The sequence below is a fragment of the Shewanella sp. MR-4 genome, from assembly GCF_000014685.1.
Classification (GTDB): Bacteria; Pseudomonadota; Gammaproteobacteria; order Enterobacterales; family Shewanellaceae; genus Shewanella.
Genome location: NC_008321.1, coordinates 3,169,227 through 3,195,948 on the forward strand (window position 1 = coordinate 3,169,227; position 26,722 = coordinate 3,195,948).

The 26,722-nt window shown below is 50.3% G+C and carries 13 protein-coding genes; 11 read left to right on the forward strand and 2 right to left on the reverse strand.

All coding sequences use genetic code 11. The annotated features are described in order from the left end of the window. Window positions 1–242 precede the first annotated feature (242 nt). From SHEWMR4_RS14005 to SHEWMR4_RS14045, 9 genes are all read left to right on the forward strand, one after another. Entirely contained in the window at window positions 243–1,112 is an 870-nt protein-coding gene (locus SHEWMR4_RS14005; RefSeq protein ID WP_011623416.1) for a helix-turn-helix domain-containing protein, read from the forward strand. Then, the gene (locus SHEWMR4_RS14010) at window positions 1,109–9,082 is read left to right on the forward strand and encodes a type I polyketide synthase (protein ID WP_011623417.1); all 7,974 of its coding nucleotides are present in this window, start codon (window positions 1,109–1,111) and stop codon (window positions 9,080–9,082) included. Before SHEWMR4_RS14005 ends, SHEWMR4_RS14010 begins: the two co-directional genes overlap by 4 nt. Further along, complete coding sequence (locus SHEWMR4_RS14015) at window positions 9,079–11,493, forward strand: PfaB family protein (protein WP_083757920.1); 2,415 nt, start codon at window positions 9,079–9,081, stop codon at window positions 11,491–11,493. The genes SHEWMR4_RS14010 and SHEWMR4_RS14015 overlap by 4 nt, the downstream gene beginning before the upstream one ends. Further along, entirely contained in the window at window positions 11,490–17,447 is a 5,958-nt protein-coding gene (locus tag SHEWMR4_RS14020) for a beta-ketoacyl synthase N-terminal-like domain-containing protein (RefSeq protein ID WP_041408819.1), read from the forward strand. The genes SHEWMR4_RS14015 and SHEWMR4_RS14020 overlap by 4 nt, the downstream gene beginning before the upstream one ends. Before the next feature lie 157 nt (window positions 17,448–17,604). Beyond that, on the forward strand, window positions 17,605–19,257 hold the full coding sequence (gene pfaD, locus SHEWMR4_RS14025; protein ID WP_011623420.1) for an eicosapentaenoate synthase subunit PfaD: 1,653 nt from the start codon (window positions 17,605–17,607) through the stop codon (window positions 19,255–19,257). A gap of 514 nt (window positions 19,258–19,771) precedes the next feature. Further along, window positions 19,772–20,191 (forward strand): hypothetical protein, encoded by a 420-nt coding sequence (locus SHEWMR4_RS14030; RefSeq protein WP_041408820.1) that lies wholly within the window; start codon window positions 19,772–19,774, stop codon window positions 20,189–20,191. A 607-nt stretch (window positions 20,192–20,798) separates the two neighbouring features. After that, the gene (locus SHEWMR4_RS20820; protein ID WP_011626732.1) at window positions 20,799–20,975 is read left to right on the forward strand and encodes a DUF1328 domain-containing protein; all 177 of its coding nucleotides are present in this window, start codon (window positions 20,799–20,801) and stop codon (window positions 20,973–20,975) included. A gap of 22 nt (window positions 20,976–20,997) precedes the next feature. Then, window positions 20,998–21,192: a hypothetical protein gene (locus tag SHEWMR4_RS14040; RefSeq protein ID WP_011623423.1), complete on the forward strand. Its 195-nt coding sequence runs from the start codon at window positions 20,998–21,000 to the stop codon at window positions 21,190–21,192. Window positions 21,193–21,346: 154 nt separating this feature from the next. Then, a complete protein-coding gene (locus SHEWMR4_RS14045; RefSeq protein ID WP_011623424.1) occupies window positions 21,347–23,044 on the forward strand; it encodes a diacylglycerol kinase family protein in 1,698 nt (565 codons plus the stop codon). Between the two features lie 86 nt (window positions 23,045–23,130). Here SHEWMR4_RS14045 and SHEWMR4_RS14050 read toward each other — a convergent pair whose 3' ends face one another. Further along, on the reverse strand, window positions 23,131–24,540 hold the full coding sequence (locus SHEWMR4_RS14050; RefSeq protein WP_011623425.1) for a sigma-54 interaction domain-containing protein: 1,410 nt from the start codon (window positions 24,538–24,540) through the stop codon (window positions 23,131–23,133). 253 nt (window positions 24,541–24,793) lie between these two features. Here SHEWMR4_RS14050 and SHEWMR4_RS14055 point away from each other — a divergent pair, with 253 nt between their 5' ends. Beyond that, window positions 24,794–25,270 carry a hypothetical protein gene (locus tag SHEWMR4_RS14055; RefSeq protein WP_011623426.1) on the forward strand — a complete coding sequence of 159 codons (477 nt, stop codon included), beginning with the start codon at window positions 24,794–24,796 and terminating at the stop codon, window positions 25,268–25,270. A 272-nt stretch (window positions 25,271–25,542) separates the two neighbouring features. Continuing rightward, on the forward strand, window positions 25,543–26,091 hold the full coding sequence (locus SHEWMR4_RS14060; RefSeq protein WP_011623427.1) for a BON domain-containing protein: 549 nt from the start codon (window positions 25,543–25,545) through the stop codon (window positions 26,089–26,091). A 133-nt stretch (window positions 26,092–26,224) separates the two neighbouring features. Here SHEWMR4_RS14060 and SHEWMR4_RS14065 read toward each other — a convergent pair whose 3' ends face one another. Next, window positions 26,225–26,641 (reverse strand): DUF3224 domain-containing protein, encoded by a 417-nt coding sequence (locus SHEWMR4_RS14065; RefSeq protein ID WP_011623428.1) that lies wholly within the window; start codon window positions 26,639–26,641, stop codon window positions 26,225–26,227. Window positions 26,642–26,722: the final 81 nt, after the last annotated feature.

Here is a 26,722-nt window from a genome sequence, read left to right on the forward strand (position 1 = left end):
GGAGTTTGGCTCCTTTGAGCAGTGTCATTTGAACATTAAAAAATCATTTCAAGTCCCATATGATTGTATCGAGCCGAAACCTCAGGTAATCTGCATCACCATTGTGCGTAACAAAACACATAGCTCACGGGTTTTAAGCCTAGATTAAGCATGAGTCCACACTCCGCTTTGGCAGGCAAGTTTAAGCAGTCCCGATAGATTATGTTGGATGAAAATAATAAAGATGGGACAGCACTAACAACATGAGTTCTCGAAAAGTGGGTACTCAAGCCGCGGATCATGCTCAGGCTGATAAGCCAAGCTCGGAGCACAAATCCGCCCCCAAAACGGCAAGGCACCGCAATGCCACAACCACGCCGGAGATGCGACACTTTATTCAGCAATCTAAATTGAGTGTGAGTCAGCTCGCCAAAATTTTAAATATTACCGAAGCCACAGTGCGTAAATGGCGCAAGCGCGAGTCAGTGAACGACAGCCCGAATACGCCGCATCACCTCAATACCACCCTCACTCCGATGGAAGAATACGTGGTGGTGGGACTGAGATATCAGCTTAAACTGCCGTTAGACAGGCTGCTCAAGGCCACTCAAACCTTTATCAACCCCAACGTGTCCCGCTCGGGGTTGGCTCGCTGCCTTAAGCGTTATGGGGTTTCGCGCCTCGATGAGTTTGATCAAGAGCTTGTGCCTAAACAGTATTTTAATCAATTACCTATAAGCCAAGGCAGCGATGTTCAGACCTACACGGTCAACTCCGAAACCTTGGCCAAGGCCCTTGCCCTGCCAAGCACAGATGGCGATACCGTAGTACAAGTGGTGTCCCTCACCCTGCCGCCGCAATTGACCGAGGCCGAACCTAAATCGGTACTCCTTGGCATAGATAGCAAGGCAGATTGGATTTATATCGATATTTATCAAGACAGTAACACCCAAGCGGCCAATCGGTACATTGCCTATGTGCTGAAGGATGGGCCGTTTCATCTGCGTAAATTGCTGGTACGCAACTACCACACTTTTTTAGCCCGCTTTCCTGGCGTACAAACCCCAAAAGCCATCGCTAAATCCCTTAATAAGGCAACGGCCAAACGCTTTGCCAGTGGAGACTCGTTATGAGCCATACCCCTTCACAGCCTCAATTATCAACCGATGAAAAAGCCGATAAGAGACTGAATAAACGCTTAAAAGATATGCCGATTGCCATCGTTGGCATGGCGAGTATCTTTGCTAACTCCCGCTATTTGAATAAGTTTTGGGATTTAATTTGCGACAAAATTGATGCCATTACCGACGTGCCCGAATCCCACTGGTCGATTGATGACTATTACGATGCGGATAAGTCCAAGGCCGATAAGAGCTACTGCAAACGCGGTGGTTTTATGCCAGAGGTGGACTTCAATCCGATGGAGTTTGGTCTGCCGCCCAATATTTTGGAACTCACCGACAGTTCGCAGTTACTCTCACTGGTCGTCGCCAAGGAAGTCCTACAGGATGCCAATTTGCCAGACGATTACGACCGTGACCGTATCGGCATCACACTCGGGATTGGCGGCGGTCAAAAACTAAGCCATAGCCTCAATGCACGCCTGCAATATCCAGTGCTGAAAAAAGTATTTAAAAGCAGTGGCCTAAGCGATGAAGATAGCGAACTGCTGATCAAAAAATTCCAAGATCAATATGTCCACTGGGAAGAAAACTCTTTCCCCGGCTCCCTTGGTAACGTGATTGCCGGACGCATCGCCAACCGTTTCGATTTAGGGGGAATGAACTGCGTCGTCGATGCCGCCTGCGCAGGCTCGCTTGCCGCCATGCGTATGGCGCTGACCGAACTGACCGAAGGTCGCAGCGACATGATGATTACCGGCGGTGTCTGTACCGACAACTCACCCTACATGTATATGAGTTTCTCAAAGACGCCAGCCTTTACCACCAACGAACAGATTCAACCCTTCGATATCGACTCTAAGGGCATGATGATTGGCGAAGGGATTGGCATGGTCGCCTTAAAACGCCTCGACGATGCCGAGCGCGATGGCGACCGTATCTACGCGGTAATCAAAGGCGTTGGCGCATCATCGGACGGTAAATTTAAGAGCATTTATGCGCCGCGCCCCGAAGGCCAAGCCAAGGCATTAGAGCGCGCCTATGATGACGCTGGCTTTGCGCCGCACACAGTTGGCTTGATTGAAGCCCACGGCACAGGCACAGCAGCAGGTGATGTAGCCGAATTCAATGGCTTAACCTCAGTATTCTCGAAGGATAATGAGCAGTTACAGCATATCGCCTTAGGCTCAGTTAAATCTCAGGTCGGTCATACTAAGTCCACCGCGGGCACGGCGGGTGTGATTAAGGCTGCATTGGCGCTGCACCATAAAGTCTTGCCGCCAACAATTAACGTCAGTCAGCCTAACCCTAAATTAAACATTGCCCGCTCGCCCTTTTATCTCAATACCGAGGCGCGCCCTTGGATCCAACGCAGTGACGATACGCCGCGCCGCGCAGGGATCAGCTCCTTCGGTTTTGGGGGCACTAACTTCCATTTAGTGCTCGAAGAATATCACCCAGAGCACGCGCGCGATGACGCCTATCGCCAGCGCAGCGTGGCGCAAAGCTGGCTGTTTGCCGCCGCCGACAAAACCACGTTGCTTGGCGAGTTAAAAACCGCGCTACAGCAAGCAACTGCGGCCAAAGCAGAACTTTCTGATGCCCATTTTGTTGCCTTTGCAAAAGCCTACGCCCTGCGTGAACTAGCACCGCAATCGGCCCGTCTTGGCTTTATTGCCAAGGACTATGCTCAGTTACAGACTCTGTTAACCCAAGCGATAGCGCAGCTAGAATCCAATAGCGCAGAGAGCTGGCAGTTACCCTCAGGGATAAGTTTTCGCGCCCAAGCGCTAGTCAAGGATAACAACAAGGTTGCAGCCTTATTTGCCGGCCAAGGCTCGCAATACCTGAATATGGGACTGGAAATTGCCAACAACTTCCCCGAGCTTCGTCGCCATATCCACGCCAGCGATAAAGTGTTTAGCGACCGTGGTGAAGCGACGCTTTCAAGCGTGCTGTACCCAATCCCCGCCTTCGATGATGAATCGAGAAAAGCACAGGAAAGTGCGTTAACTAATACCCTTTATGCCCAAAGCGCTATCGGCGCGATCTCTATGGCGCAGTACGCCCTGTTGACTCAGGCGGGTTTCGCCCCAGATATGCTCGCAGGTCATAGCTTTGGTGAACTCTCGGCTCTGTGCGCCGCAGGCGTTATCTCTATGGATGACTACATCAAGCTGGCCTTTGAACGTGGACAGGCAATGGCGCAGTCACCTCAGGATGCCGACTCCAGTCGTGATGCTGGCGTCATGTATGCCGTCATTCTTAAGCAAAAACAAGATATTGAGGCTATCAACGATTGCCTAGCGCAGTTTGATGGCGTCAAGATTGCCAACTACAACTCACCGACTCAGCTGGTGATTGCAGGCGCTACCACAGCGACACAACAGGCCGCTAAGGCCATTGGTGAGTTAGGCTTTAAGGCGATAGCCCTGCCCGTTTCTGGCGCCTTCCACACGCCATTGGTTGCCCATGCGCAAAAGCCTTTTAGCGAAGCCATCGATAAGGCTCAATTCAACACGCCAAAGATTGCCCTGTATGCCAATGGCACAGGCGAGCTACACCCTAGCGATGCCAATGCCATCAAAGCCGCCTTTAAAGATCATATGCTGCAATCGGTGCACTTTAGCGAGCAGCTAGAGGCCATGTATGCCGCTGGCGCACGGGTGTTTGTCGAGTTCGGCCCGAAAAACATTCTGCAAAAGTTGACAGAAAATACCTTAGCCGCGCAGTTAAACGAGCTTTGCCTTATCAGCATTAACCCGAACCCTAAAGCTGATTCCGACAGCCAACTGCGCAGCGCTGCGGTGCAACTGGCGGTTGCGGGGGTACCACTAGGGGAAATCGACCCTTATCAAGCCGAATTGATTGCGCCAGCAACGCCTTCGGCCATGAATATCAAGCTCAACGCGACCAACTACATCAGCCCAGCGACCCGCAACAAAATGGTCGATTCGCTGCAATCGGGCAAAATAACCAGCCAAGTGCAGTATGTGGATCGCCTCGTTGAGAAAGTGGTTGAAAAAGTCGTTGAAAAACCAGTGATTGTCGAAAAAATTCTAGAAAAGGTTGTCGAAGTGGAAAAGCCAGTGGCACAAAATAACAATAATATTCAACAGCAAACGCCTGCACAGCCAGCCAGCTTTACCACTGGACAGGCGAATCAAGATGCCCTGAGCGCCTTTTTTTCCGCCCAAACCCAGGCCGCGCAATTACATCAACAATTTTTAGCGATCCCGCAGCAGTACGGCGATACCGTCAGTGCCCTGATGGCTGAGCAAGCCAAAATGGCAAGCCTTGGCATCGCCATTCCTGAGAGCCTGCAACGTTCGATGGAGCTGTTCCACCAGCATCAGACACAAACCCTAAAGAGCCATGCTGAATTTATGCAATTGCAGACCAGCAGCAGCCAAGCGGCATTAGCCCTGCTCGGCCAAATGCCAGCGCCTCAGGTTCAAGTCCCCATTCAAACGGCACCAGTGGCGGTTGCACCAGTGGCAGTTACAGCGGCAAAGCCTGTCGTTCCAGCACAGGCACCTGTGGTTCAAGCGTTAGTTACAGAGCCCAAAGCGACTATTGCGCCTGTGAGTGAGCCCCAAGTTCCGCAACCCCAAGTTCAGCAACCTCAAGTAACACAATCACAAGTCGCACAACCACAAGTACAAACTGTGGCGGCAGCAACTCGCGCGCTTTCCGAAAAGTCAGTCGTGCAGCAAATCGAGACAGCCATGCTGGCAGTGGTTGCCGATAAAACAGGCTATCCCGTGGAAATGTTAGAACTTAGCATGGATATGGAAGCCGACCTTGGTATCGATTCCATCAAGCGCGTGGAAATTCTAGGTACAGTACAGGACGAGTTACCTAACCTGCCAGAACTGAGCCCAGAGGATTTAGCCGAGTGTCGCACCCTAGGGGAAATTGTGACGCTGTTTAGCCAAGCAGCTCCTGTAACAGCTGCGGCCTCAGTTAGCCATGCGACACAAAATGCAGTACCTGTTACAGTAAGTCATGCGACACAAAGTGCAGTCGCTGTAAGTGCGGCGGTTTCTAATGATGAAATTGAACGCACTATGATGGCGGTGGTAGCCGACAAGACAGGCTATCCCGTGGAAATGCTGGAACTCAGTATGGATATGGAAGCCGATCTTGGTATCGATTCCATTAAGCGCGTGGAAATTCTAGGCACGGTACAAGATGAATTACCGAACCTGCCAGAACTCAGCCCTGAAGATCTCGCCGAGTGTCGCACCCTAGGGGAAATTGTCGCGCTCTTTAGCCAAGCGGCTCCTGTACCCGCTTCTGCCACAGTTAGCCATGCGACACAAAATGCAGTAGTCGCAAGTGCAGTAGCTGCTGGTGCGGCGGTTTCTAATGATGAAATTGAGCGCACTATGATGGCGGTGGTGGCCGACAAGACCGGCTATCCCGTGGAAATGCTGGAACTCAGTATGGATATGGAAGCCGACCTTGGTATTGACTCTATTAAGCGCGTAGAAATCCTAGGTACAGTGCAGGATGAATTACCGAACCTGCCAGAACTGAGCCCAGAAGATTTAGCCGAGTGTCGCACCCTTGGAGAAATTGTGGCGCTCTTTAGCCAAGCGGCTCCTATAGTATCGACAGCCGTAACAGCTGCAGCCTCAGTGAGCCATGCGACACAAAATGCAGTACTCGCAAGTGCAGTAGCTACAAGTGCGGCGGTTTCTAATGATGAAATTGAGCGCACTATGATGGCGGTGGTAGCCGACAAGACTGGCTATCCCGTGGAAATGCTGGAACTGAGCATGGATATGGAAGCTGACCTTGGTATCGATTCTATCAAGCGCGTCGAAATTCTAGGCACGGTACAGGACGAGTTACCGAACCTGCCAGAACTGAGCCCAGAGGATTTAACCGAGTGCCGCACCCTAGGGGAAATCGTGACGCTCTTTAGCCAAGCAGCTCCTGTAACAGCTGCAGCCTCCGTTAGCCATACAACACAAAGAGCAGTTGCTGCAAGCGCAGCGCTATCTAATGGCGAGATTGAACGCACTATGATGGCGGTGGTGGCCGACAAGACCGGCTATCCCGTGGAAATGCTGGAACTGAGCATGGATATGGAAGCCGACCTTGGTATCGATTCTATCAAGCGTGTGGAAATTTTAGGCACAGTACAAGATCAACTGCCAAACCTGCCAGAACTCAGCCCAGAGGATTTAGCCGAGTGTCGCACCTTGGGTGAGATTGTCGCCCTCTATGCTGGTTCGCAACCATCAAGTGAGGCGCCACAGCAAAACCATGCTGCACCAATTCAAGAGATTCAAGAGGCAACTACTGAAACCGTCGAGGAAACCATCGACCTGCCGCCCCATAGTGAGGTGATGCTAAAAAAGTTGCCAGCGGCGGCTGAGTTAGCGCGCATCATAGCAACTAGCGATGTTCAACTGACGGCAAACAGTTACGTCGTTATCGGCGACGATGGCCACAACGCGGGGGTGATTGCCGAAAAGCTTCACGCCCAAGGCGTTAAGGTCGCGGTTGTACGCTCACCGAAAACGGTTGTGACCAGCGCATCGCCACTCGATAGCCATATTGCCAGCTTCACGCTGGAGGCGATTGATGATGAAAGCATTTGTGAGGTCATCAATCAGATTGAAGCGCTTGGCCAAATCGCTGGTTTTATTCATCTGCAGCCACAACATAAGTCCGATGTGGATAAAGGTGCTGGCTTAGTGCTGGCAGACGACGCCAAAGCCTTGGTCGAGCAAGCCTTCTTGTTCGCCAAACACTTACAACCGCTGTTAACTGAGCGCGACCACTGCCGCTTTGTCACCGTCAGCCGTATCGACGGTGGCTTTGGCTATATCGGCATGGACGAGTCGGCTGGCGCTGTTATTAGCCTGAGTGAACTCAACCAAGCGGCGCTCTCTGGACTCACGAAAACCTTAAATCACGAATGGCCGGGAGTGGTTTGCCGCGCGCTGGATATCGCGCCAAACTTGGACGCTAAAACGGTCGCCAATGCGGTAGTGCAGGAATACTACCTCCAAGATGCGCCAGTCGAAGTCGGTATTGATAGCGAGCTTGAGCGCACCACCTTAGTTGCGGGCAATGCCGTGCTTCGCCGCAGTGGCGCGTCTCTCTCGTCTGCGGACAAAATCCTCGTCACAGGCGGCGCTAAGGGCGTCACCTTCGAGTGCGCCTTAAGTTTAGCGAAACGCTGCAAGGCACATTTTATCCTCGCGGGTCGCAGCGCCCATCAAGGGATCCCCGCTTGGGCTCAGGGTAAAAATCGCAACGAGCTGAAAGCCGCTGCCATTGCACATTTGCAAAGCCTGGGTGATAAACCCACACCAAAACAAGTGGATGCCTTAGTTTGGCCAGTACAAAGCAGCCTTGAAATCAGCCATGCCTTACAGGCCTTTGAAGCGGTTGGCGCCAGCGCCGAATACTTAAGCCTAGATGTTAACGATCCTGACGCCATTGCCAGCACTATTGCGCCTATCAGCGCCCTATCCCCCATCACGGGGATTATCCACGGCGCGGGCGTACTTGCCGATAAACATATTCAAGACAAAACCTTAAGCGAACTTGAACGCGTTTATGGCACTAAGGTGACCGGACTTAACAATCTGCTGTCAACGCTGGATCTTAGCCAGTTAACGCTCATCGCCCTGTTCTCTTCTGCGGCGGGTTTTTACGGCAATACAGGCCAGAGCGACTACGCCATGTCTAACGACATTCTCAACAAGGCCGCGCTGCAACTCGCGCAGCAATTGCCGCAAGCCAAGGTGATGAGCTTTGACTGGGGGCCTTGGGATGGCGGCATGGTCAATCCTGCGCTGAAAAAGATGTTTATCGACCGTGGGGTCTATGTCATTCCACTCAAAGCCGGTGCCGAGTTATTTGCCAGCCAATTATTGAGTGATACGGGAGCGCAGCTGTTGGTCGGAACCGATATGCAGGGCAATACCGCTAATACTGTTGAAGCTGCATCAGCAAAAAAGCCTGAAGCGGATCTAACCACGGCGTTAGATCCGCAGCCTATGGCCCAAACGGTGCCGCAAAGTATTCGCGTCATGCGCAGCCTCGATCCTAAGCGCATGAGCTTTATTGAGGATCATTGCATCAACGGTCATGCGGTGTTGCCAACGGTATGCGCCATCGATTGGATGCGTGAGGCCGCCAAGGCCCATTTAGGTAAGGCGGTGAGTGTCAGCGATTATCGACTACTCAAGGGAATTATCTTCGATGAGGTACTACTTGCCCGCGATGCGCCTATTGAGCTCGAACTAATGCTCACGCCGCTTGCCGACGCTACACAGCAATCGACTGAGGCCTTAACCGCGCTGATAAGCTTTGAAGGTCGCCCGCAGTATCAGGCAGTGTTAGTGGCGCAGACGGATGATACGGCAGACGTGCAGCGTTTCGAGGTTGACGAGTTACATTCTCTGATGCAGGAGATGGCACAGCAACCCGCTATCGCGAACCGTGAGTCGCTCTACAGCGATGGCACCCTGTTCCATGGCCCAAGACTGCAAGGTATAAGCGAAGTGCTCGCCTTTGATGATCAGCAGCTTATCGCTAAGGTAGCACTGCCAACGGTGGCCTTAGATGACTGCGGTGAGTTTGCGCCAAATCTTGAGAATAAAGGCACACAACCCTTTGCCGAAGATCTGTTATTGCAGGCCATGCTCGTGTGGGCGCGCCTTAAATATCAAGCGGCAAGCTTACCCTGTGCCATTGGTGAGTTTGTGTCCTATTCGCCCTTAGGTTTTGGCGAGAAGGCGGTATTAGTGCTGGATGTACTCAAGCATTCATCCCGAACACTTGAAGCCAATATTGCGCTTTATCATCAAGATGGCCGATTAAGCTGCGAGATGAAACGGGCCAAGGTTACGGTCAGTAAGACGCTCAACCAAGCGTTTTTGGCCAATAAACCTCAGCAACAAACGCAAGAGCAGGCAGTCGCCCAAAGCTCGGCCGAGGTAAGTGTTAAGTGACACTCGACCCAAGCGCGCATGCCGCATTAAGCAATGCGGCATTAAACAGTCCGCATCCCAATGCCAAGCCACTGCGAATAGCCGTATGGCTTGGTGATGGGTGGATGCAGAGTGTGCTTAACCATGCACCAACCGATGTCAGTAAGCTGCAGCAGTTGATGGCTTGTCGAATTCAGCTCAATGTTGAAGATAAGCCACTGATTAATGAGCCAGCTGATGAGCCAACACTGGTCGTCTTGCTCACAGAGCAGCTCGCCCATATTGCGCAAAAACAACTTGTTGAAATTCGCTTTGAATATCAGCAGCAAGCCCGTAGCTTGTATCTGCTTGATGGGCTGATGGCAGCGCAGTTACACCTGCATGCCGAGGCTTATATTTCAGCATTAGCGCAAATCCAAGCTGAAACAGCCGAAGAAACAAATACTATCAATGCAAATACAGTCGAGCGCTGCGTAAACAGCGCTTTTAGCTTGGCGAAACGCGATTGTGCTCAGGCGGTTAATGGCTACGCGCAGGCAGGCAATCTTGCCAGTCAGTTGAATGTATTATCTCAAGCGGTTGAGGCGTTAAGTCATCGCAGCCTTAAAGGCATTGAACCAATGCTTGATGCGACTGATGCAGCACAACTGGCAGAACGACTCGCTGAACTGCGCGCTGAAAAGCCCGTAATAAGCGCCCAGAACGGCTATTGGTTTACTAAGCCTAATCAGGCAAGGGTATTAAGCCTAAATCTCATCGGTAAAGTCCCTAAAACTCAAACAGCCCAAAGCCTTATCTTGACCCAAGGCACTCGGCTTATCGCTCAGCCGTTGCTCAATGCCAACAGGCTTTTTATTCCCATTAGCGGCAACACACATGAGTCTTTAACGGTACAGTTATCACAACTAATTGATTCATTAGATTTATCGGCAAACTTTCCCGATACGGACTGGCTCAGCAGCAAAGGCAATAATTGGTTTAAGCGCTATCAAGCAAAGGATAAATTAACCTTAGTGCTGATGGCTGGCTCAGTTGAAGAGCTTATGCAAGAAGCCAAGGCGATGCGCGCTTATATTGAAAAGACGCAACAGACTCCTGCGCCAGCGCCAGTACCAGCCCAAACGCCATCGGCCAATCTAGCCTTTAAGACCCCTGCGGGCAGTTATTTTACGCCAACGCCCCTCGGCGATACGGGCTTAACCTTTGTCTACCCCGGCGTCGGCACGGTTTACCCGAATATGTTCAGCGACTTGCATGGCTATTTCCCTGAGCTTTATCGCGAGCTTGAACGCGAAGGGGATTTAGCCGCCATGCTGCAGGCCGAGGCGATTTACCAAAGCGCTGCTTATGCCAAAAGTGCAGTTGATGTAAAAAGTGCTGTTGATTTAAAAGATTCTGCAGACATGAGCTTAAGCCAACTTGCGATTAGCGGTGTTGGCGCCAGTTACCTTTTTAGTCGACTGCTAACTCGAGTCTTTAATATCCAACCGCAACTCGCTCTGGGCTATTCCATGGGTGAAGCGGCCATGTGGGCAAGTTTAGATATCTGGCAAACGCCACATGCCCTGATTCACGCCACCCAAAACAGCGCCATCTTCAATCAGGAGATTTCAGGCCCACTGCTTGCGGTGCGCCGCGATTGGCAATTGAGTGAAGATGCACCGCTAGTATGGAACAGCTTTTTAGTGCGAGCCGCTCGCGCCGAAATTAATACTCTGCTAGCTGATTTTCCACGGGTTTATCTGGCGATTGAACAGGGTGATACCTGTATTCTCGCGGGCTGCGAAGCAAGCTGCTTACAACTCCTTAAAAGGCTGAATAAGCGTGGCATTGCCAGCAATAAAGTCACCGCCATGCATACCCCGCCCTCGCAGTCACAGCACAGTGCTATCCAAGGGTTTTATACCTTGGGCTTAAAGGCGAATGCCTACGAGACTCAGGTGCGTTTTATTAGCGCGGCGCAGCAAAGTACAGTCAGTATCGATAGCCAAAGCATTGCCAAGAGTATTGCTGACACCTTTTGTGCGCCGCTGAATTTTACCGCGCTGATTAACACCGCGTATCACCAAGGTGCGCGCTTATTTGTTGAGGTGGGCGCCGATCGGCAAACCAGCACACTTATCGATAAAATCGGCCGCCAACTGGAGTTGAGCGCCGATGGCGTTCAAACACTGGAACAACCGATATTAGCCATGGCATGCAATGCCAAGGGCAGCGATACGATCACCAGTTTACTCAAATGCTTAGCTCAACTTATCAGCCATAGAGTGCCACTCTCCCTTGCGCCGCTTATGCATCAATCGGCAGCTCAGTCAGCCACTCCTGTTGCGGATAAGATTGCAGATAAGACTACAGCGAAAACGATAGCGCCACATTCAGCCAGCGCATTAGGCCATTATTCAAACGTATTCCAAGAAGGAGAACCCCTTTGAGTTCTCAAATGCATGCTCACCCGACTCAGCAAGACAGCACAGCTGTGCCAAACGACCAGCGCCAAAGCTCAAAGGCGATGCCAAAGATTGCCATCGTCGGCCTTGCCGTTCAGTATCCCGATGCCGACACACCTGAGCAGTTTTGGCAAAATCTGCTGGATAAAAAAGATTCCCGCAGCCAAATCGATGCGGCCAAACTCAATGCCAATCCAGCTGATTACCAAGGTGTTCAAGGCCAAGCCGACCGTTTTTATTGCGACAAGGGCGGCTATATCCGCAACTTTCGTTTTGACCCGCAGGGTTATCAGTTACCGCCGACGGCCTTTGATGGGCTCGATGAAAGCTTTTTATGGGCATTAGATTGCAGTAAAAAAGCCCTGCTGGATGCGGGTGTGGATTTAACGGCACCATTACTTGAGCGCACAGGGATTGTAATGGGCACGCTGTCGTTCCCGACCGCAAGCTCCAATCAGCTGTTTTTACCGATTTATCATCAAGCGGTTGAAAAGGCATTAAAAACCAAGCTTAATCAACCCGAATTTGCCCTAGCACCCTTCGCCAATGGTTCAATTGCGGGCACGCAACAGGCCGCCAATGGTGCCATTGCCCACACGGCGTCTAAATTGTTAAGCGATGCCCTCGGCCTTGGCGGCGCACAGCTCAGCCTCGATGCCGCCTGTGCCAGCTCAGTGTATGCACTTAAATTGGCCTGCGATTATTTAACCACAGGCAAGGCCGATATGATGCTCGCGGGCGCGGTATCGGGCGCCGATCCCTTCTTTATCAACATGGGATTCTCGATTTTCCACGCCTATCCAGACCATGGAATTTCGGCGCCTTTCGATAGCAATAGCAAAGGCTTATTCGCAGGCGAAGGCGCTGGCGTATTAGTGCTTAAGCGTTTAGAGGATGCCGAGCGCGATGGCGATAATATTTATGCCATGGTCAGTGGTATTGGCTTATCGAACGATGGCAAAGGCCAATTTGTCTTAAGCCCCAACAGTAAGGGCCAAGTGCAAGCCTTCGAGCGCGCCTATGCCACCGCTAACACGCATCCGAGCAATATCGAAGTGATTGAATGCCATGCCACCGGCACGCCGCTGGGGGATAAGGTTGAGCTCACTTCGATGGAGCGTTTTTTCGAAGATAAGCTCGGCGGCACTATGGCGCCGTTGATAGGTTCGGCTAAATCCAACCTTGGACATTTGCTCACCGCTGCCGGCATGCCTGGGATCATGAAAATGATCTTTGCCATGCGTTCAGGCCAGCTGCCCGCGAGTATCAACCTTAAAGCGCCGATTTCATCGCCTAAGGGATTGTTTAGCGGTAATAATATTCCCACTCAGCTACAGGCTTGGCCCGATAAAACAGGCAACGATCGCCGCCATGCGGGGGTATCTGTATTTGGTTTTGGCGGCTGTAATGCCCATCTGTTGTTGGAATCCTATCAGCCAACAATTCACAGCGCCGAGAAGCAAGCCAACAAACCTGTTTATCAGCAGCAAGCATTAACCGTTATCGGCATGGCGTCGCATTTTGGGCCTTTGGCCTCCATCAATGCGCTGGATAAGGCGCTAATAGCCCAAACAGATACCTTTATTCCGCTGCCACCTAACCGCTGGAAAGGCTTAGATAAACACCCCGATATCCTTAACCAGTTTGGCCTAAATCGCGCGCCCAAAGGCGCCTATATCGAGCAGTTTGACTTCGACTTTTTACGCTTTAAAGTGCCGCCTAATGAGGATGACAGGCTGATCTCCCAGCAATTGTTGCTGATCAAAGTCGCCGACGAAGCGATTCGCGATGCCAAGCTAACCGCGGGCAGCAAGGTCGCGGTGTTAGTGGCGATGGAAACCGAGCTTGAACTGCACCAATTCCGTGGCCGGGTGAATTTGCACACCCAACTTGCGGATAGCTTAAAGAAACAAGGCGTTCACCTCTCTAATGATGAATACCTCGCCCTCGAAGCCATCGCCATGGACAGCGTGCTCGATGCCGCCAAGCTCAATCAATACACCAGCTTTATTGGCAATATTATGGCGTCGCGCATCGCCTCGCTGTGGGACTTTAACGGCCCGGCGTTTACCATTTCAGCCGCCGAGCAATCGGTCGCTCGCTGTATCGATGTGGCGCAAAATTTACTGTCCCAAGAGGCCCTCGATGGCGTAGTGATTGCCGCCGTGGATTTAAGCGGCAGTGTTGAACAGGTTATATTGAAAAACGCTCAAATCGCCGTTGATCTCGATGCCAACAGCGCGAATCCACAGTGGAAGGTGGGTGAAGGCGCGGGCGCTATCGTGCTGACAAACCAGCAAGCGAGCAACAGTCAACAAACGAGTAACAGTTCTCAAAAGGGCTACGGCCAAATTCGTGCTCAGGCATTTGGCACACATCATCAGCTGCCCAAGCTGCTTGATTCGCTGATAACCGAAACGGCTATCGCCAATCCTTCAGTGCCCGCTGCCATCCATATGGTTGAGCAATGTATTGCCCCAGAAGAGCAACTGCCAGCGGAGCAGCTATTAGCGCAGCTTAATCTTATGGGGACGCCATGCAATCGAGTCGCCAATACCCTTGGGCATAACTTTGCCGCTGCGGGTATGGCCAGTCTTTTGAATACCCTGTTAAGCCTAAAGAACGGGTCTGCGGCTTCAAATAAAAACACCGATAAGCATGCATTAGTGTCTACCCAAAGCCAAGGGGTGAGTTCGCTGCTGCTGTTAAGCCAAACGGCAACGCAGTCGGCGCAACTAGAACAGCGCCTTGAGCAAGATTTAACCTTAAGTGAGCAAAAACATTTAATCAAACCAGTGACGCTCGGTGGCCGCGATATCTATCAACATATTGTGGATACGCCACTGCCCGCACTTGCCGCCATCCAAGGCAAGATGCGCCAGTTGCAGCCTGTCGCACCGCAGGCGACACAAACTGTGCCCAGAGTACAAGCTGCACTTGATTTCACGGCTGAAAACGCCACCCCATTTGCCACACCAATAGCAGTAGAGAGCGGTATGTCATCTAACGCACCACACCAATATTCGGCGGCGCCCTTGGCGCAGGATAGGGCATCGCAGGATAGTGCGGCACTATTACAAAACCAGCAACTGTTACAAAACCAGCAATTGGCCCGCGAGGCGCACTTAGCCTTTTTACAGAGCCGTGAGCAAGGGCTCAAACTGGCCGATGCCCTGTTAAAAGCGCAATTGTCCCAGACGACACAAATGGGGTCTGTTGCACCTCATGTTGCCACCAGCGCCAATGTTGCTCCCATCGCAGCGCAGCAAGCGGTATCAGTCCCAGAACTAAAACCAGATCACGCAAATGTCGCTCCCTATACGCCACCCATTCCTGCGGCTAAGCCCTGCATTTGGAACTATCAGGATCTGGTGGAATACGCCGAGGGCGACATTGCCAAGGTCTTTGGCGCCGATTACGCCATTATCGACAGCTACGCACGTCGGGTGCGTCTGCCAACCTCGGATTATCTGCTAGTCTCGCGGGTGACTAAGCTCAACGCGCAAATGAACCGCTATCAGCCGAGCACTATGACCACAGAGTACGACATTCCCGTGGATGCGCCCTTCTTGGTCGATGGCCAAATTCCGTGGGCGGTGGCAGTCGAATCGGGCCAGTGCGACTTAATGCTCATCAGCTACTTAGGTATCGATTTTGAAAACAAAGGCGAGCGCGTCTATCGCCTGCTCGACTGCACCCTTACCTTCCTTGGGGATCTGCCCCGCGGCGGTGACACCCTGCGCTACGATATCTCCATCAACCACTTTGCCCGTAATGGCGATACCCTGCTGTTTTTCTTCTCCTACGAATGCTTCGTGGGCGATAAGCTGATCCTCAAGATGGATGGCGGCTGCGCGGGATTCTTTACCGATAAAGAACTGGCCGATGGCAAAGGGGTGATCCGCACCGAGGCCGAAATTAAGCTGCGCGAGCAAGCACAAATTGCACTGGCCAATGAATATGCCCGAAACGGCAATAAACCACGCTTCACGCCGCTACTTAACTGCGCGCAAACGGCCTTCAGCTACGGCCAAATCCATCGTCTACTGAGCGCCGACATTGGCGGCTGTTTCGGCGGTGAACATGCGGCCCATCAGGCAAAGTTTGGCCTCCAGCCTTCACTGTGCTTCGCCTCGGAAAAATTCCTGATGATCGAGCAAGTTAGCAAGCTCGAAGTACATGGCGGCGCTTGGGGCTTAGGCTTGATTGAAGGTCACAAGCAATTAGCCCCCGACCATTGGTATTTCCCCTGCCATTTCAAGGGCGACCAAGTGATGGCCGGCTCCCTCATGGCCGAAGGTTGTGGTCAGTTATTGCAATTCTTTATGCTGCATATTGGTATGCACCTTGGGGTGACTAACGGTCGTTTCCAACCCCTTGAAAACGCATCGCAAAAAGTGCGCTGCCGCGGTCAAGTATTGCCACAATCTGGCACGCTCACCTATCGGATGGAAGTCATCGAAATTGGCATGAGCCCTCGCCCCTATGCCAAGGCGAATATCGATATTCTGCTCAATGGCAAAGTAGTGGTGGATTTCCAAAACCTCGGGGTGATGATTAAAGAAGAAGCCGATTGCACCCGCTATTCGCAAAGCGATTATTCGCAAGGCAGCTCTTCGCAAAGCAGTTCTTCACAGAGTAATGGTGCCCAAGCAGCAAATATCGCAATCCTCGCGGAACAAGCGCCACTGATGGCGCAAATTCCAGATGTTTCAGCTCCCCTGAATAAAGGCGTTGTACCACTTAAACATGTGAGCGCGCCGATTGCGCCAGCAGGCTCTAAGTACGCCAACCGCGTGCCCGACACCCTGCCGTTTACGCCTTACCATTTGTTTGAGTTTGCCACCGGCGATATTGAAAACTGCTTCGGCTCCGATTTTAGTATTTACCGAGGCTTAATCCCGCCGCGTACGCCCTGCGGCGATCTGCAACTCACCACCCGAGTGGTGGCCATTGAGGGCAAACGTGGCGAACTGAAAAAGCCATCCTCCTGCATTGCCGAATATGAAGTGCCCAGCAACGCGTGGTATTACGCTAAAAACAGCCACCCGAGCGTGATGCCCTACTCTGTGTTGATGGAAATCTCCCTGCAGCCCAATGGCTTTATCTCGGGTTATATGGGCACGACTTTAGGCTTCCCGGGGCAGGAGTTATTCTTCCGCAACCTCGACGGCAATGGCAAATTACTGCGCGAAGTGGATTTACGCGGTAAGACCATAGTCAACGATTCGCGCCTGCTGTCCACCGTGATTGCAGGCAGCAATATCATTCAAAACTTTAGTTTCGAACTGAGCTGCGATGGCGAGCCCTTCTACCGTGGTAATGCGGTTTTCGGTTACTTTAAGGCCGATGCGCTTAAAAACCAGTTGGGGATCGACAACGGTAAAATTACCCAAGCTTGGCATATTGAGCGCGATATCAAAGCCGACAGCCAAATCAATCTGTTAGATAAAAATGGCCGCAGTTTTGTGGCGCAGCAGGGCAAGCCACACTACCGCCTTGCGGGTGGTCAGCTGAACTTTATCGACAAGGCCGAGATAGTAAAAACTGGCGGTAAGAAGGGACTGGGATACTTGTACGCCGAGCGCACCATTGACCCGAGCGATTGGTTCTTCCAGTTCCATTTCCATCAGGATCCTGTAATGCCAGGCTCCCTCGGCGTCGAGGCGATTATCGAATTACTGCAAACCTATGCCATAGACCAAGACCTAGGTGCAGGCTTCAATAATCCGAAATTTGGCCAAATTCTGTCAGAAATCAAATGGAAGTATCGCGGTCAAATTAATCCATTAAACAAACAGATGTCGCTGGATGTGCATATCACCAGCATTGAAGATAAAGACGGAAAACGCATCATCAAGGGCGATGCCAACCTGAGTAAGGATGGCCTGCGCATTTATGAGGTAACCGATATCGCAATCTGCATCGAAGAAGCATAGCGCTAGCGCCTAACTTGCAGCATTAACGACAGTTAGCTTAAGAACAATTAGCTTAAGAACAATTGGTTTCAGAACAATAGACTGCCGCAGTGCAAGGGAATAACCCCACTGCGGCAAACAAATTCAGGTCCCAAACACCTAAAAGTGAATAGCCCAAATGACGAATACCACACTCGATAATAAAAAACTCAGTCCTTGGCCATGGCAGGTTGATGAAGCCGCCATCAGTTTCGATATCGATTCCCTTGGCAAAAAACTTAAAGATCTCAATCAAGCCTGTTACTTAGTCAATCATGCCGAAAAAGGCCTAGGCATAGCCCAAAGTGCCGAGGTTGTGGGTCTTGCAGAAGCTCAACCCAGCAATGGCTTACACAAAAGCAATGGTTTGCATCCTGTGAGCGCCTTCGCCCCCGCCCTTGGCACCCAAAGCTTGGGTGACAGTAACTTTCGCCGTGTGCATGGGGTGAAATACGCCTACTACGCGGGCGCCATGGCCAACGGCATCGCCTCGGAAGAGTTAGTTATCGCCTTAGGTCAGGCGGGCATTTTGTGCTCCTTTGGCGCGGCAGGGTTAATTCCATCGCGCGTTGAAGCCGCGATTAAACGCATTCAAACGGCATTGCCCAATGGCCCCTACGCCTTTAACCTCATTCACAGCCCGAGCGAGCCAGCGCTTGAACGTGGCAGTGTCGAACTCTTCCTCAAGCATCAAGTGCGTACGGTTGAGGCTTCGGCCTTCTTGGGCTTAACACCGCAAATCGTCTATTACCGCGCCGCAGGCCTGAGCCGCGACGCCAACGGCGAGATTGTGATTGGCAATAAAGTGATTGCTAAAATCAGCCGTACCGAGGTAGCGACCAAGTTTATGGAGCCCGCCCCCGTTAAGATGCTGCAACAATTAGTGAACGAAGGGCTTATCAGCGAAGAGCAAATGTTGATGGCACAATCTGTGCCCATGGCCGATGACATTACCGCCGAAGCCGACTCTGGCGGCCACACCGACAATCGCCCTCTGGTCACACTATTACCGACCATTTTGGCGCTAAAAGATACCATTCAAACCAAGTACCAGTACAAAACGCCGATCCGTGTGGGCGCAGGTGGTGGTATCGGCACGCCCGATGCGGCGCTGGCGACCTTCAATATGGGCGCGGCCTATATTGTCACTGGCTCAATCAACCAAGCCTGTGTTGAGGCTGGAGCCAGCGAACATACCCGTAAATTACTCGCCACCACTGAAATGGCCGATGTAACTATGGCGCCCGCCGCCGATATGTTTGAAATGGGCGTTAAGTTACAAGTGGTTAAGCGCGGCACTCTATTCCCAATGCGCGCGAACAAACTCTATGAAATTTACATCCGCTACGACTCAATTGAGGCTATTCCGGCAGAGGAAAGACAAAAGCTGGAAGAGCAAGTGTTTCGCGCGTCATTAGATGAGATTTGGGCTGGCACTGTGGCGCACTTTAATGAACGCGATCCTAAGCAAATTGAGCGCGCGCTGGATAACCCAAAACGCAAAATGGCGCTGATTTTCCGTTGGTATTTGGGTCTTTCGAGCCGCTGGTCGAATACGGGCGAAGTTGGCCGTGAAATGGATTACCAGATTTGGGCAGGCCCCGCCCTCGGCGCCTTTAATGCCTGGGCAAAAGGCAGTTATTTAGATGATTACCGCGAACGCAATGCGGTGGATTTGACGAAACATTTAATGCAAGGCGCGGCCTACCAAGCACGGATTAACCTGTTGTTATCCCAAGGGGTAAGTATTCCAGTCAGCCTGCAACGCTGGAAACCACTGCAGCGTTGCTAATTCGCTTTGCTAAATCGTATCGAGCGGGTTAAGTGAAAACTTAACCCGCTTTTTTACGTTCATTTTTTGGGTTAAGAGCCATTTTTCATCCAGCTTCCGCTCGGCATAATTGCTTTCAATCAATCGAATAAACAATGCCAAAAGCCGATTGGAGTTCCGTTTCCGCTCTGCATTGCCGCTCCAGTGGCACGCCGTAAACCCATCCCTGGGGGCTCAACGGAAAAATCCCTTTTTCCGATGTCCACTGCCGCGACAATGCTCGCCTGCAACACTACCGAATAAATACCACCGGATTTAAAGATGAAGTTCTTATTAACTAGGCGTCTTATGAAATAGTGATGAATTGAATAAAACCACCTGAAATCATTACCATAAGCACTATCTACCCAAAAATATTTTTGCTATGGTAGAAATCAAATTTTAAATCAGTGAGTTGCAAGTTATTTTTGCCAAATAGTCAGAGGTGAAATCATGCGAAAGCTCATAATACAAATTGCTAACTGAATGGTGGAATATGGAAACTATTATTGATCTCGCTAAATTACTTTTCCCTTTAGTCACCTTGCTTGTAGGCTCAGTATTAACTTATGTATTCGCTGTAAAAGCTAAACGGGACGAAGCAGCATTAAAGCATCGAGAAGAACAGTACTCAAAATTACTCGTAAAGCTTCAAGGTTTTGTTGGAGCTACTGCAAATGCTAAAACCAAACGAGAGTTCTTTGAAGAACAATATAAAGGTTGGCTCTATTGTTCTGATGAAGTTGTTGAAGCTATTAATCATATGGTGCAGTTGGTCATAGATAACCATGGCAAAGCACCAGATCCAGAAACTGGTCGGCAAGCTATTGGTAACATTGTAGTTGCAATGCGTAAAGATCTAAAAGGAACAAAACTTACTTATAAATCATTTCGTTATACTGACGTTGTTGGCTAACTCAGTTAACAAGAAGGAAAAACCAGCCATCTATTTTAGAGCAAAAACATATTGTGCTTTTAGTTTACCAACAACCTACTTTCGCAAAATTGCTCAAGTTAGAGTTTTCAAAAGTCGGCAAGATTGAGGATAGAGTATAAAAGTGAGCTAGTCTCTTCAAAAATAACGTTTTTCAGACGTGGCTGCTCAGTCCATAGTATATAAGAGATGTTGGCTACAATTATTTTCAAAATGCTTTATACCACTATAATTAAAGATAAAAATGCTGACAGTTTGTCGCAAAATGTCATTCTTGTTTTTCCCTCGATTTCCTCACTGCAACTCTTACCGAATCGCAGGTAAAAATTGCCTATCTCGCTTATATCAGCCAATACTTCCGCCGATATAAAACTCAAAAATTACACTAATAATCAGCAGATTAACCAAAAATCTCAAAGTTGGCATTAAGCTCGCAATATCCCCTTTGTGAGTTTATTGCGGGATTGAGTGATAACAGGATGTAAGACGTAACCTTGCTTATCCAACTCACCCAGCAACTAGCTCACTCGACGTAAACATGCAGAGTGAAAGAAGACAGAAAAACCGAAATAAGACAAAGGAGGTGGCTATGTTAGGTTGGACCTTAATGTTTCTGGTTGTGGCCATTATCGCCGGACTGTTTGGATTTACGGGGATCGCTGGCGCCGCAGCGGGGATCGCAAAGATTATTTTCTTCCTATTTATTGTATTACTTGTGATTTCCCTGCTGGTCAACGCCCTTAAGGGCAAGGCACCACGCGCTTAAATTGGATAAAAGGAGAATCGATATGAAACCTATGACCATGATTACCACTGCATTTTTAGCCTTATTATTAACCTTTGGACTGTCAGCCTGTAGCGACAACCACGCCGAGGACGCAGGCGAAAAAATCGATGAAGCCATCACAGATACCGGCAATGCGATTGAAGATGCCTGTGAAGAACTGAAAGAAGGCGTTAAAGCGAAAGATACTCGCTGCTAGAACGGATGACGGAAAGTAGATAGTCCCGCAAACGAGTCTATCAGGGGAACCACAGTTCAATTGAGTACCTCCGAACCACTTTATCGTGACAGCTATTGGTCACGATAAAGTGGGTTTCCCTGAGGCTCGCCGCTTATCGATGGAGGAGATGCCAATGCTGAGTAGGATCCACATTAAGTATTTCTACCTGTTCGGAGCGCTGTTATTTGGCTATTTCGCCGTAAGGGGCCACTCCCCTATCCTCACCTTTATTTGGGCATGGAGCAGCCTTTCCCTCGCCCTTGTCGGCTCAGCCTATTGGTTTAATCTCGCCAGTATTTTTAGAAAACGTCAGGATGGATCCATCCCTTGGTATATCCGTTGGGGCTTTATTCCATTTTTATTAGGATGCCGACTCTATAATCTCTGGGCACGGCGCCGCGATAGCGTGCCTTCAATGCAAGCCATTGATAAATATCTATACTTGGGTAGCCGCTTAAGCGCTGCCGATTTACCTAAACTGAATCGTTATGGCATTACCGCCATTTTAGATGTCACCGCCGAATTCGACGGCCTCGATGTGTCCCTGTATGAGGATCATATTGACTATCTGAATATCCCTATTCTTGACCACAGTGTGCCGACTAGCGCCCAATTAAATCAGGCGATTAACTGGTTACATCGCCAAGTACGCGCCCAAAAGCGGGTATTAATCCACTGCGCGCTCGGCCGCGGGCGTTCCGTAATGGTGCTGGCCGCTTATCTTGTGTGCCGCCGCCCCGAACTCAGCTTCGCCGAGGTGCTGCAACAGATTAAAAGCATTCGTAAAACCGCAGGCTTAAATCGCTGGCAACTCAAAGCGCTGGAGCAGATGTACACTCAAGGGGAAATCAAACTGCATAAGCGAGCCTGGATTATCGCCAATCCCGTCTCTGGCGCGGGTAAATGGCAGAGCCATGGCGAACAAATTTGCACTGAGCTGAAACGCTATTTTGAGGTGCAGTTAGCGCTCACCACGCCAGAGATTAGCGCCCAAACCCAAGCGAAAAAAGCACGGCTTCAGGGCGCCGATATCATCATCGCTTGCGGGGGCGATGGCACAGTCACAGAGGTCGCGGCGGAGATTATCGACACAGATATCACCTTAGGCATTATCCCGCTAGGCACCACTAATGCCCTATCACACGCCCTCTTTGGTTTAAGCAGTAAGCTCAATGCCGTCTCTCAAGCCCTTGATAATATTATCCAAGGCCAGACACAGACCATAGACACGGCGCGTTGCAATGCGCGACTGGTGTTACTGTTGGTCGGCATTGGGTTTGAGCAGCAAATGATTGAGTCGGCGAGCCGCGAGCGTAAAAATGCCCTCGGCCAACTCGCCTACCTCGATGGTTTGTGGCGCGCGGTGAACACCGACACCAACCTCGAGTTGCAGCTGACTTTAGATGACCAAACCCCAATGACAGTGCAAACCCACAGCCTAGTGGTTGCCAATGCCGCACCTTTTACCAGCTTACTCGCCCAAGGTAAGGGCGAACCCAATATGACCGACGGCTTGTTGGATATCACTTGGTTAGATTCAAATAATGAGCCAAATGAACAGCTTATCAGTTTGGCTGAACTGGCTTTTACCGGCTGGATTAAAGAGGCCGCCAATAGCGACTCTGCGCCCTCGGCCAACACGGGTAAAGTGAAACATGCCCACGCGAAAAAGGTGAAGATCAGCAGTCAGCCCCCATGCAAGTATGTGATTGATGGCGAGATTTGTGAGCCGGAGGAACTCAATATCGATATCCTGCCCGCCTCTTTGAAGGTGTTTGTGCCCTATCAAGCGCAAAATGCTGAACCGCAGTTAGAGTCAAAAATAAGCTAACACTTTCAAAATCAACTCTTAATCAAACTCTGAATCAAAAGCTGAATCAATGTATTAGCTTATTTTCAGGCATTTAATGTAGGTTACTACTTGGCGACGCTATTGCTAACGGAATCTTCGCTAACGGCATCAACAACGGTTTGAACGTCTGACTCCTGCTCATATTTACTGAGCTTGTTATAGAGGGTTTTAACGCTGATCCCAAGCTGCTCGGCGGTGTCGGTCTTATTGCCCAGACTCGTTTCAAGCGCTTGGTAAATGGCGATTTTTTCTAGCTCCTCAAGGCGCATACCTTGGGGGATCACTACATTTTCCTCCGCAGTCGTCTCTTTTTCCAAACTGGGCGTAAGCTGTAAATGCTCAGGGGTAATCTCATGGTCCGCCAGAATATAAGCGCGCTCAATAGCATGCTTTAACTCGCGCACATTCCCAGGCCAAGTGTGGGCCGCAATCGCCTCTAAACTTGAGGGCGAGAACGCTTTGCTCTGTTTTTCCGCCGCATTGCGATAGGCCAGAAAATGCTTCGAAAGTCCCACTATATCTTCCCCGCGCTCCCGCAATGGCGGCACTTGAATGGGGAAATGCGCTAAGCGAAAGTACAAATCTTCCCGCAATTGTCCTTGCTCTATCGCCACTAAAGGATCGCGGTTTGTCGCCGCCACAATACGCACATTGGCCTTGAGCACCTTAGGGCTACCGACGGGACGATATTCATTATTTTCAAGCACTCTTAATAGCTTAACTTGATGCTCTAGGGGCATTTCGGTGACTTCATCGAGGAATAAGGTGCCGCCTTCGGCCTGCTCAAATACCCCTTGATGATCACGATTCGCACCAGTGAAAGAGCCTTTTACATGGCCGAAGAGTTCACTATCGACCAATTCTGGGCTCAAGGCGCCGCAGTTAATCGCAATATAAGGCTTATTCACCCGCGGGCTGGCTAAGTGAATGGTATTGGCGACCAGTTCTTTACCTGCGCCACTCTCGCCGATAATCAACACATTGCTCTCGGCGGCCGACACGCGGCGGATAGTGCGATACAAACGGTGCATAGGTAACGAGGAACCCACCAGCAGACCATATTGGTCTAATTCGCTAGCAAAGGGGCGAATGCGCGTCGAAGTGTTGGCAACCAGATGCTGGGCAAAATCCGCTAAGGTTTCGCACAGCAACGACATATCGATGGGCTTACGGAAATGGTAGCCCGCGTATTTGGATAAGAGTTTATCGAGATGAGGATTCGGTAGGCCATCGGAGAGGAAAATAAACTCCACATCCGCAATGGCGCTGGACTCGAGTAAGGCTAAGTAATCCTCACGGCTTAGACGGGGCAGCTCAATGATCGCCACATCGATACGATTGGCCTCCAGCTGACTAATCCAAGATAAATCATCGGTACTGCGTAGCTTGTTGTAGGTCTGCGCGCCCTCGAGCTGCACTAATGCCTGCTCGGTCTCGACGTCCTGTAGATGATAGAAAAGCGTTGGTCGGATCATCTTGTGCCACTCCCTGTGAATGAAGCACCACTGTATGCCAGCCGTGAAATTTTAACAATCTCAACGGTAAGAGTTGCCGATAATATGCGAGGCACTGGCGACAATGGATAAATATCATCAGTTAAATCAAGTCATTAACTTATCATTAAAAAGTGAACGAAATATGCATAGAAGCTGAATGAAACTGAAATTTCCATAAAATGTTGGGCAATCCGTGTCGGCGGAGCAGCCCAAACTACCACAGGAGGTCGTTATGACGTCTAATGTTGCGCAACATCAGACCGAGTTGAGCGCCGATATTAAGCTGGTTAATGAGTTAATCGAGCTGACCCAAACCGGCGTGGATTTTTATACTCGGGCCAATACCACTGTCGATGACTACAGCCTAAAACGCATTTTTATTGCCCAAATCAAGACATACCAAGGGATGCAGGCACGATTTAAGCAATTGCTCGCCCAAACATTACAACAAATGGGCTCGCACATAGGCCCGCACTCAGTGCCGCCGTCGCAGACTCGGCCCTATGTCGATGTCGATGCTTTACTTATTAAACAGCAACTCGCCGATGCCCTCGCCGTACTCTGTGAGCTTGAGCGTCAGCGCCTTAATCACCTCAAACAGTTAATTAAAAAGGCCAATCACCCAAGGTTAATCAGCCAATTGGCCGAGGATATTGCCTGGCTACAAATCCATTTGGATACCTTACACCTGCGTAGCCAAGCCCTGTAAGGCGGCAATACCATCCAATAACGCGGCCAACTGAGCCGCGTTTTTGTTGCCTGCGATCTATTTGAGCTTAACGCCTATCACACTTAAGCCAAAAAGCTTAATCACCCTCGGTAATATTTACATTTTGTCGGTAAAAAGCGCCGATTTGCCGATTAAGTCAAACACCTAAAACAGGTCACAAATCCGATTTATTCTAATTAAAATCAGTAGGATAAGAATGTTGGCACGATTCACGCTTTAGTTCCTTCGAGATAACAACGGAGGATATCATTATGAAAAACACGACAACTTTAGCCTTAACCACCTTACTTGTCGGTTCTATCAGTTTAAATGTGGCCGCCGCACAGGATTGGAAAGACGATGCCAAAGATGCTTGGCTCGATGGCAAGGCCGAAACGACTTTGTTGCTCAATACTAACCTTAACTCCTTTGACATTATGACTGACGTGAAAAACGGCCATGTCACCTTAACCGGTCAAGTGGAGAGCAGTGTCGATAAGGCGCTCGCCGCTGAGCTCATCAAAAGCTTAGATGGTGTAAAAGGGGTCGATAACAAGTTAACCGTGATGAAAGAAGACGAAGGCACCAATGAGGTGGTGAAGACCTTAACCGACTCTAAGGTCGCAACGGTCGTAAAAACCCGTCTGTTGTTCTCGACCGACGTATCGGGCACCCAAATTAACGTCGATGTTGCCGATGGCGTAGTGACCTTACAGGGTGAAGTGGCTAGCGACGCCGAGCGTCAATTAGCCCTGACCATTGCTAAAAATACCGATGATGTGAAAAAGGTCGTCGATAAAATCAAAGTCAAAACCTCATAATGGTCCTGACATTCAGCCCTTGCTAATTCAGCTCTTGATAACTCAGCTGTTGGTATTAGTCACTCGGGCAAAAACCACAAAACCAGCTTCGGCTGGTTTTGTTTTATTGGCGCGATGTTATGTTAATCGTACCTTAGGCTTCGGCTTCCTGTTCGAGGCAGAAGCTAAATTCATAAAAATGTTGACCATTTTCGATGCTTATCGCCATAGTGCCATATAACCCAACGAGTTCACCCGCGCCAGAATGGGGGACAACCTCAAGGTGTAAGCGGTTTTGCCCATCGGTCATAATGCCAAAATGTTGCAGCACAAAACTGCCCTGTCTGCCGCACAGCTTACCCACCACTTGCTCTATCGCCACATAGCCCGCCGAGCCTTTTACCGCGGTCATTGCACTGAGCATTTCCCCTTGGCTACGGGCATCTAGCTCACCATAAAAAGTTTTATCTAAGGTCATTCTGCCAAGATTCACACCGCCCACGCCTGTGGCATAGGCACTCTCGGGATTGAGCTTAACATCAAATTTGCCCGTGACTTTGGTCATTTCCATGACACACTCCTTGTTTTAATTTTATGTTTTATCTCAAAATCTTAGCTATAAAAACTGCTAGGTGAAATAAATACCTCAGCC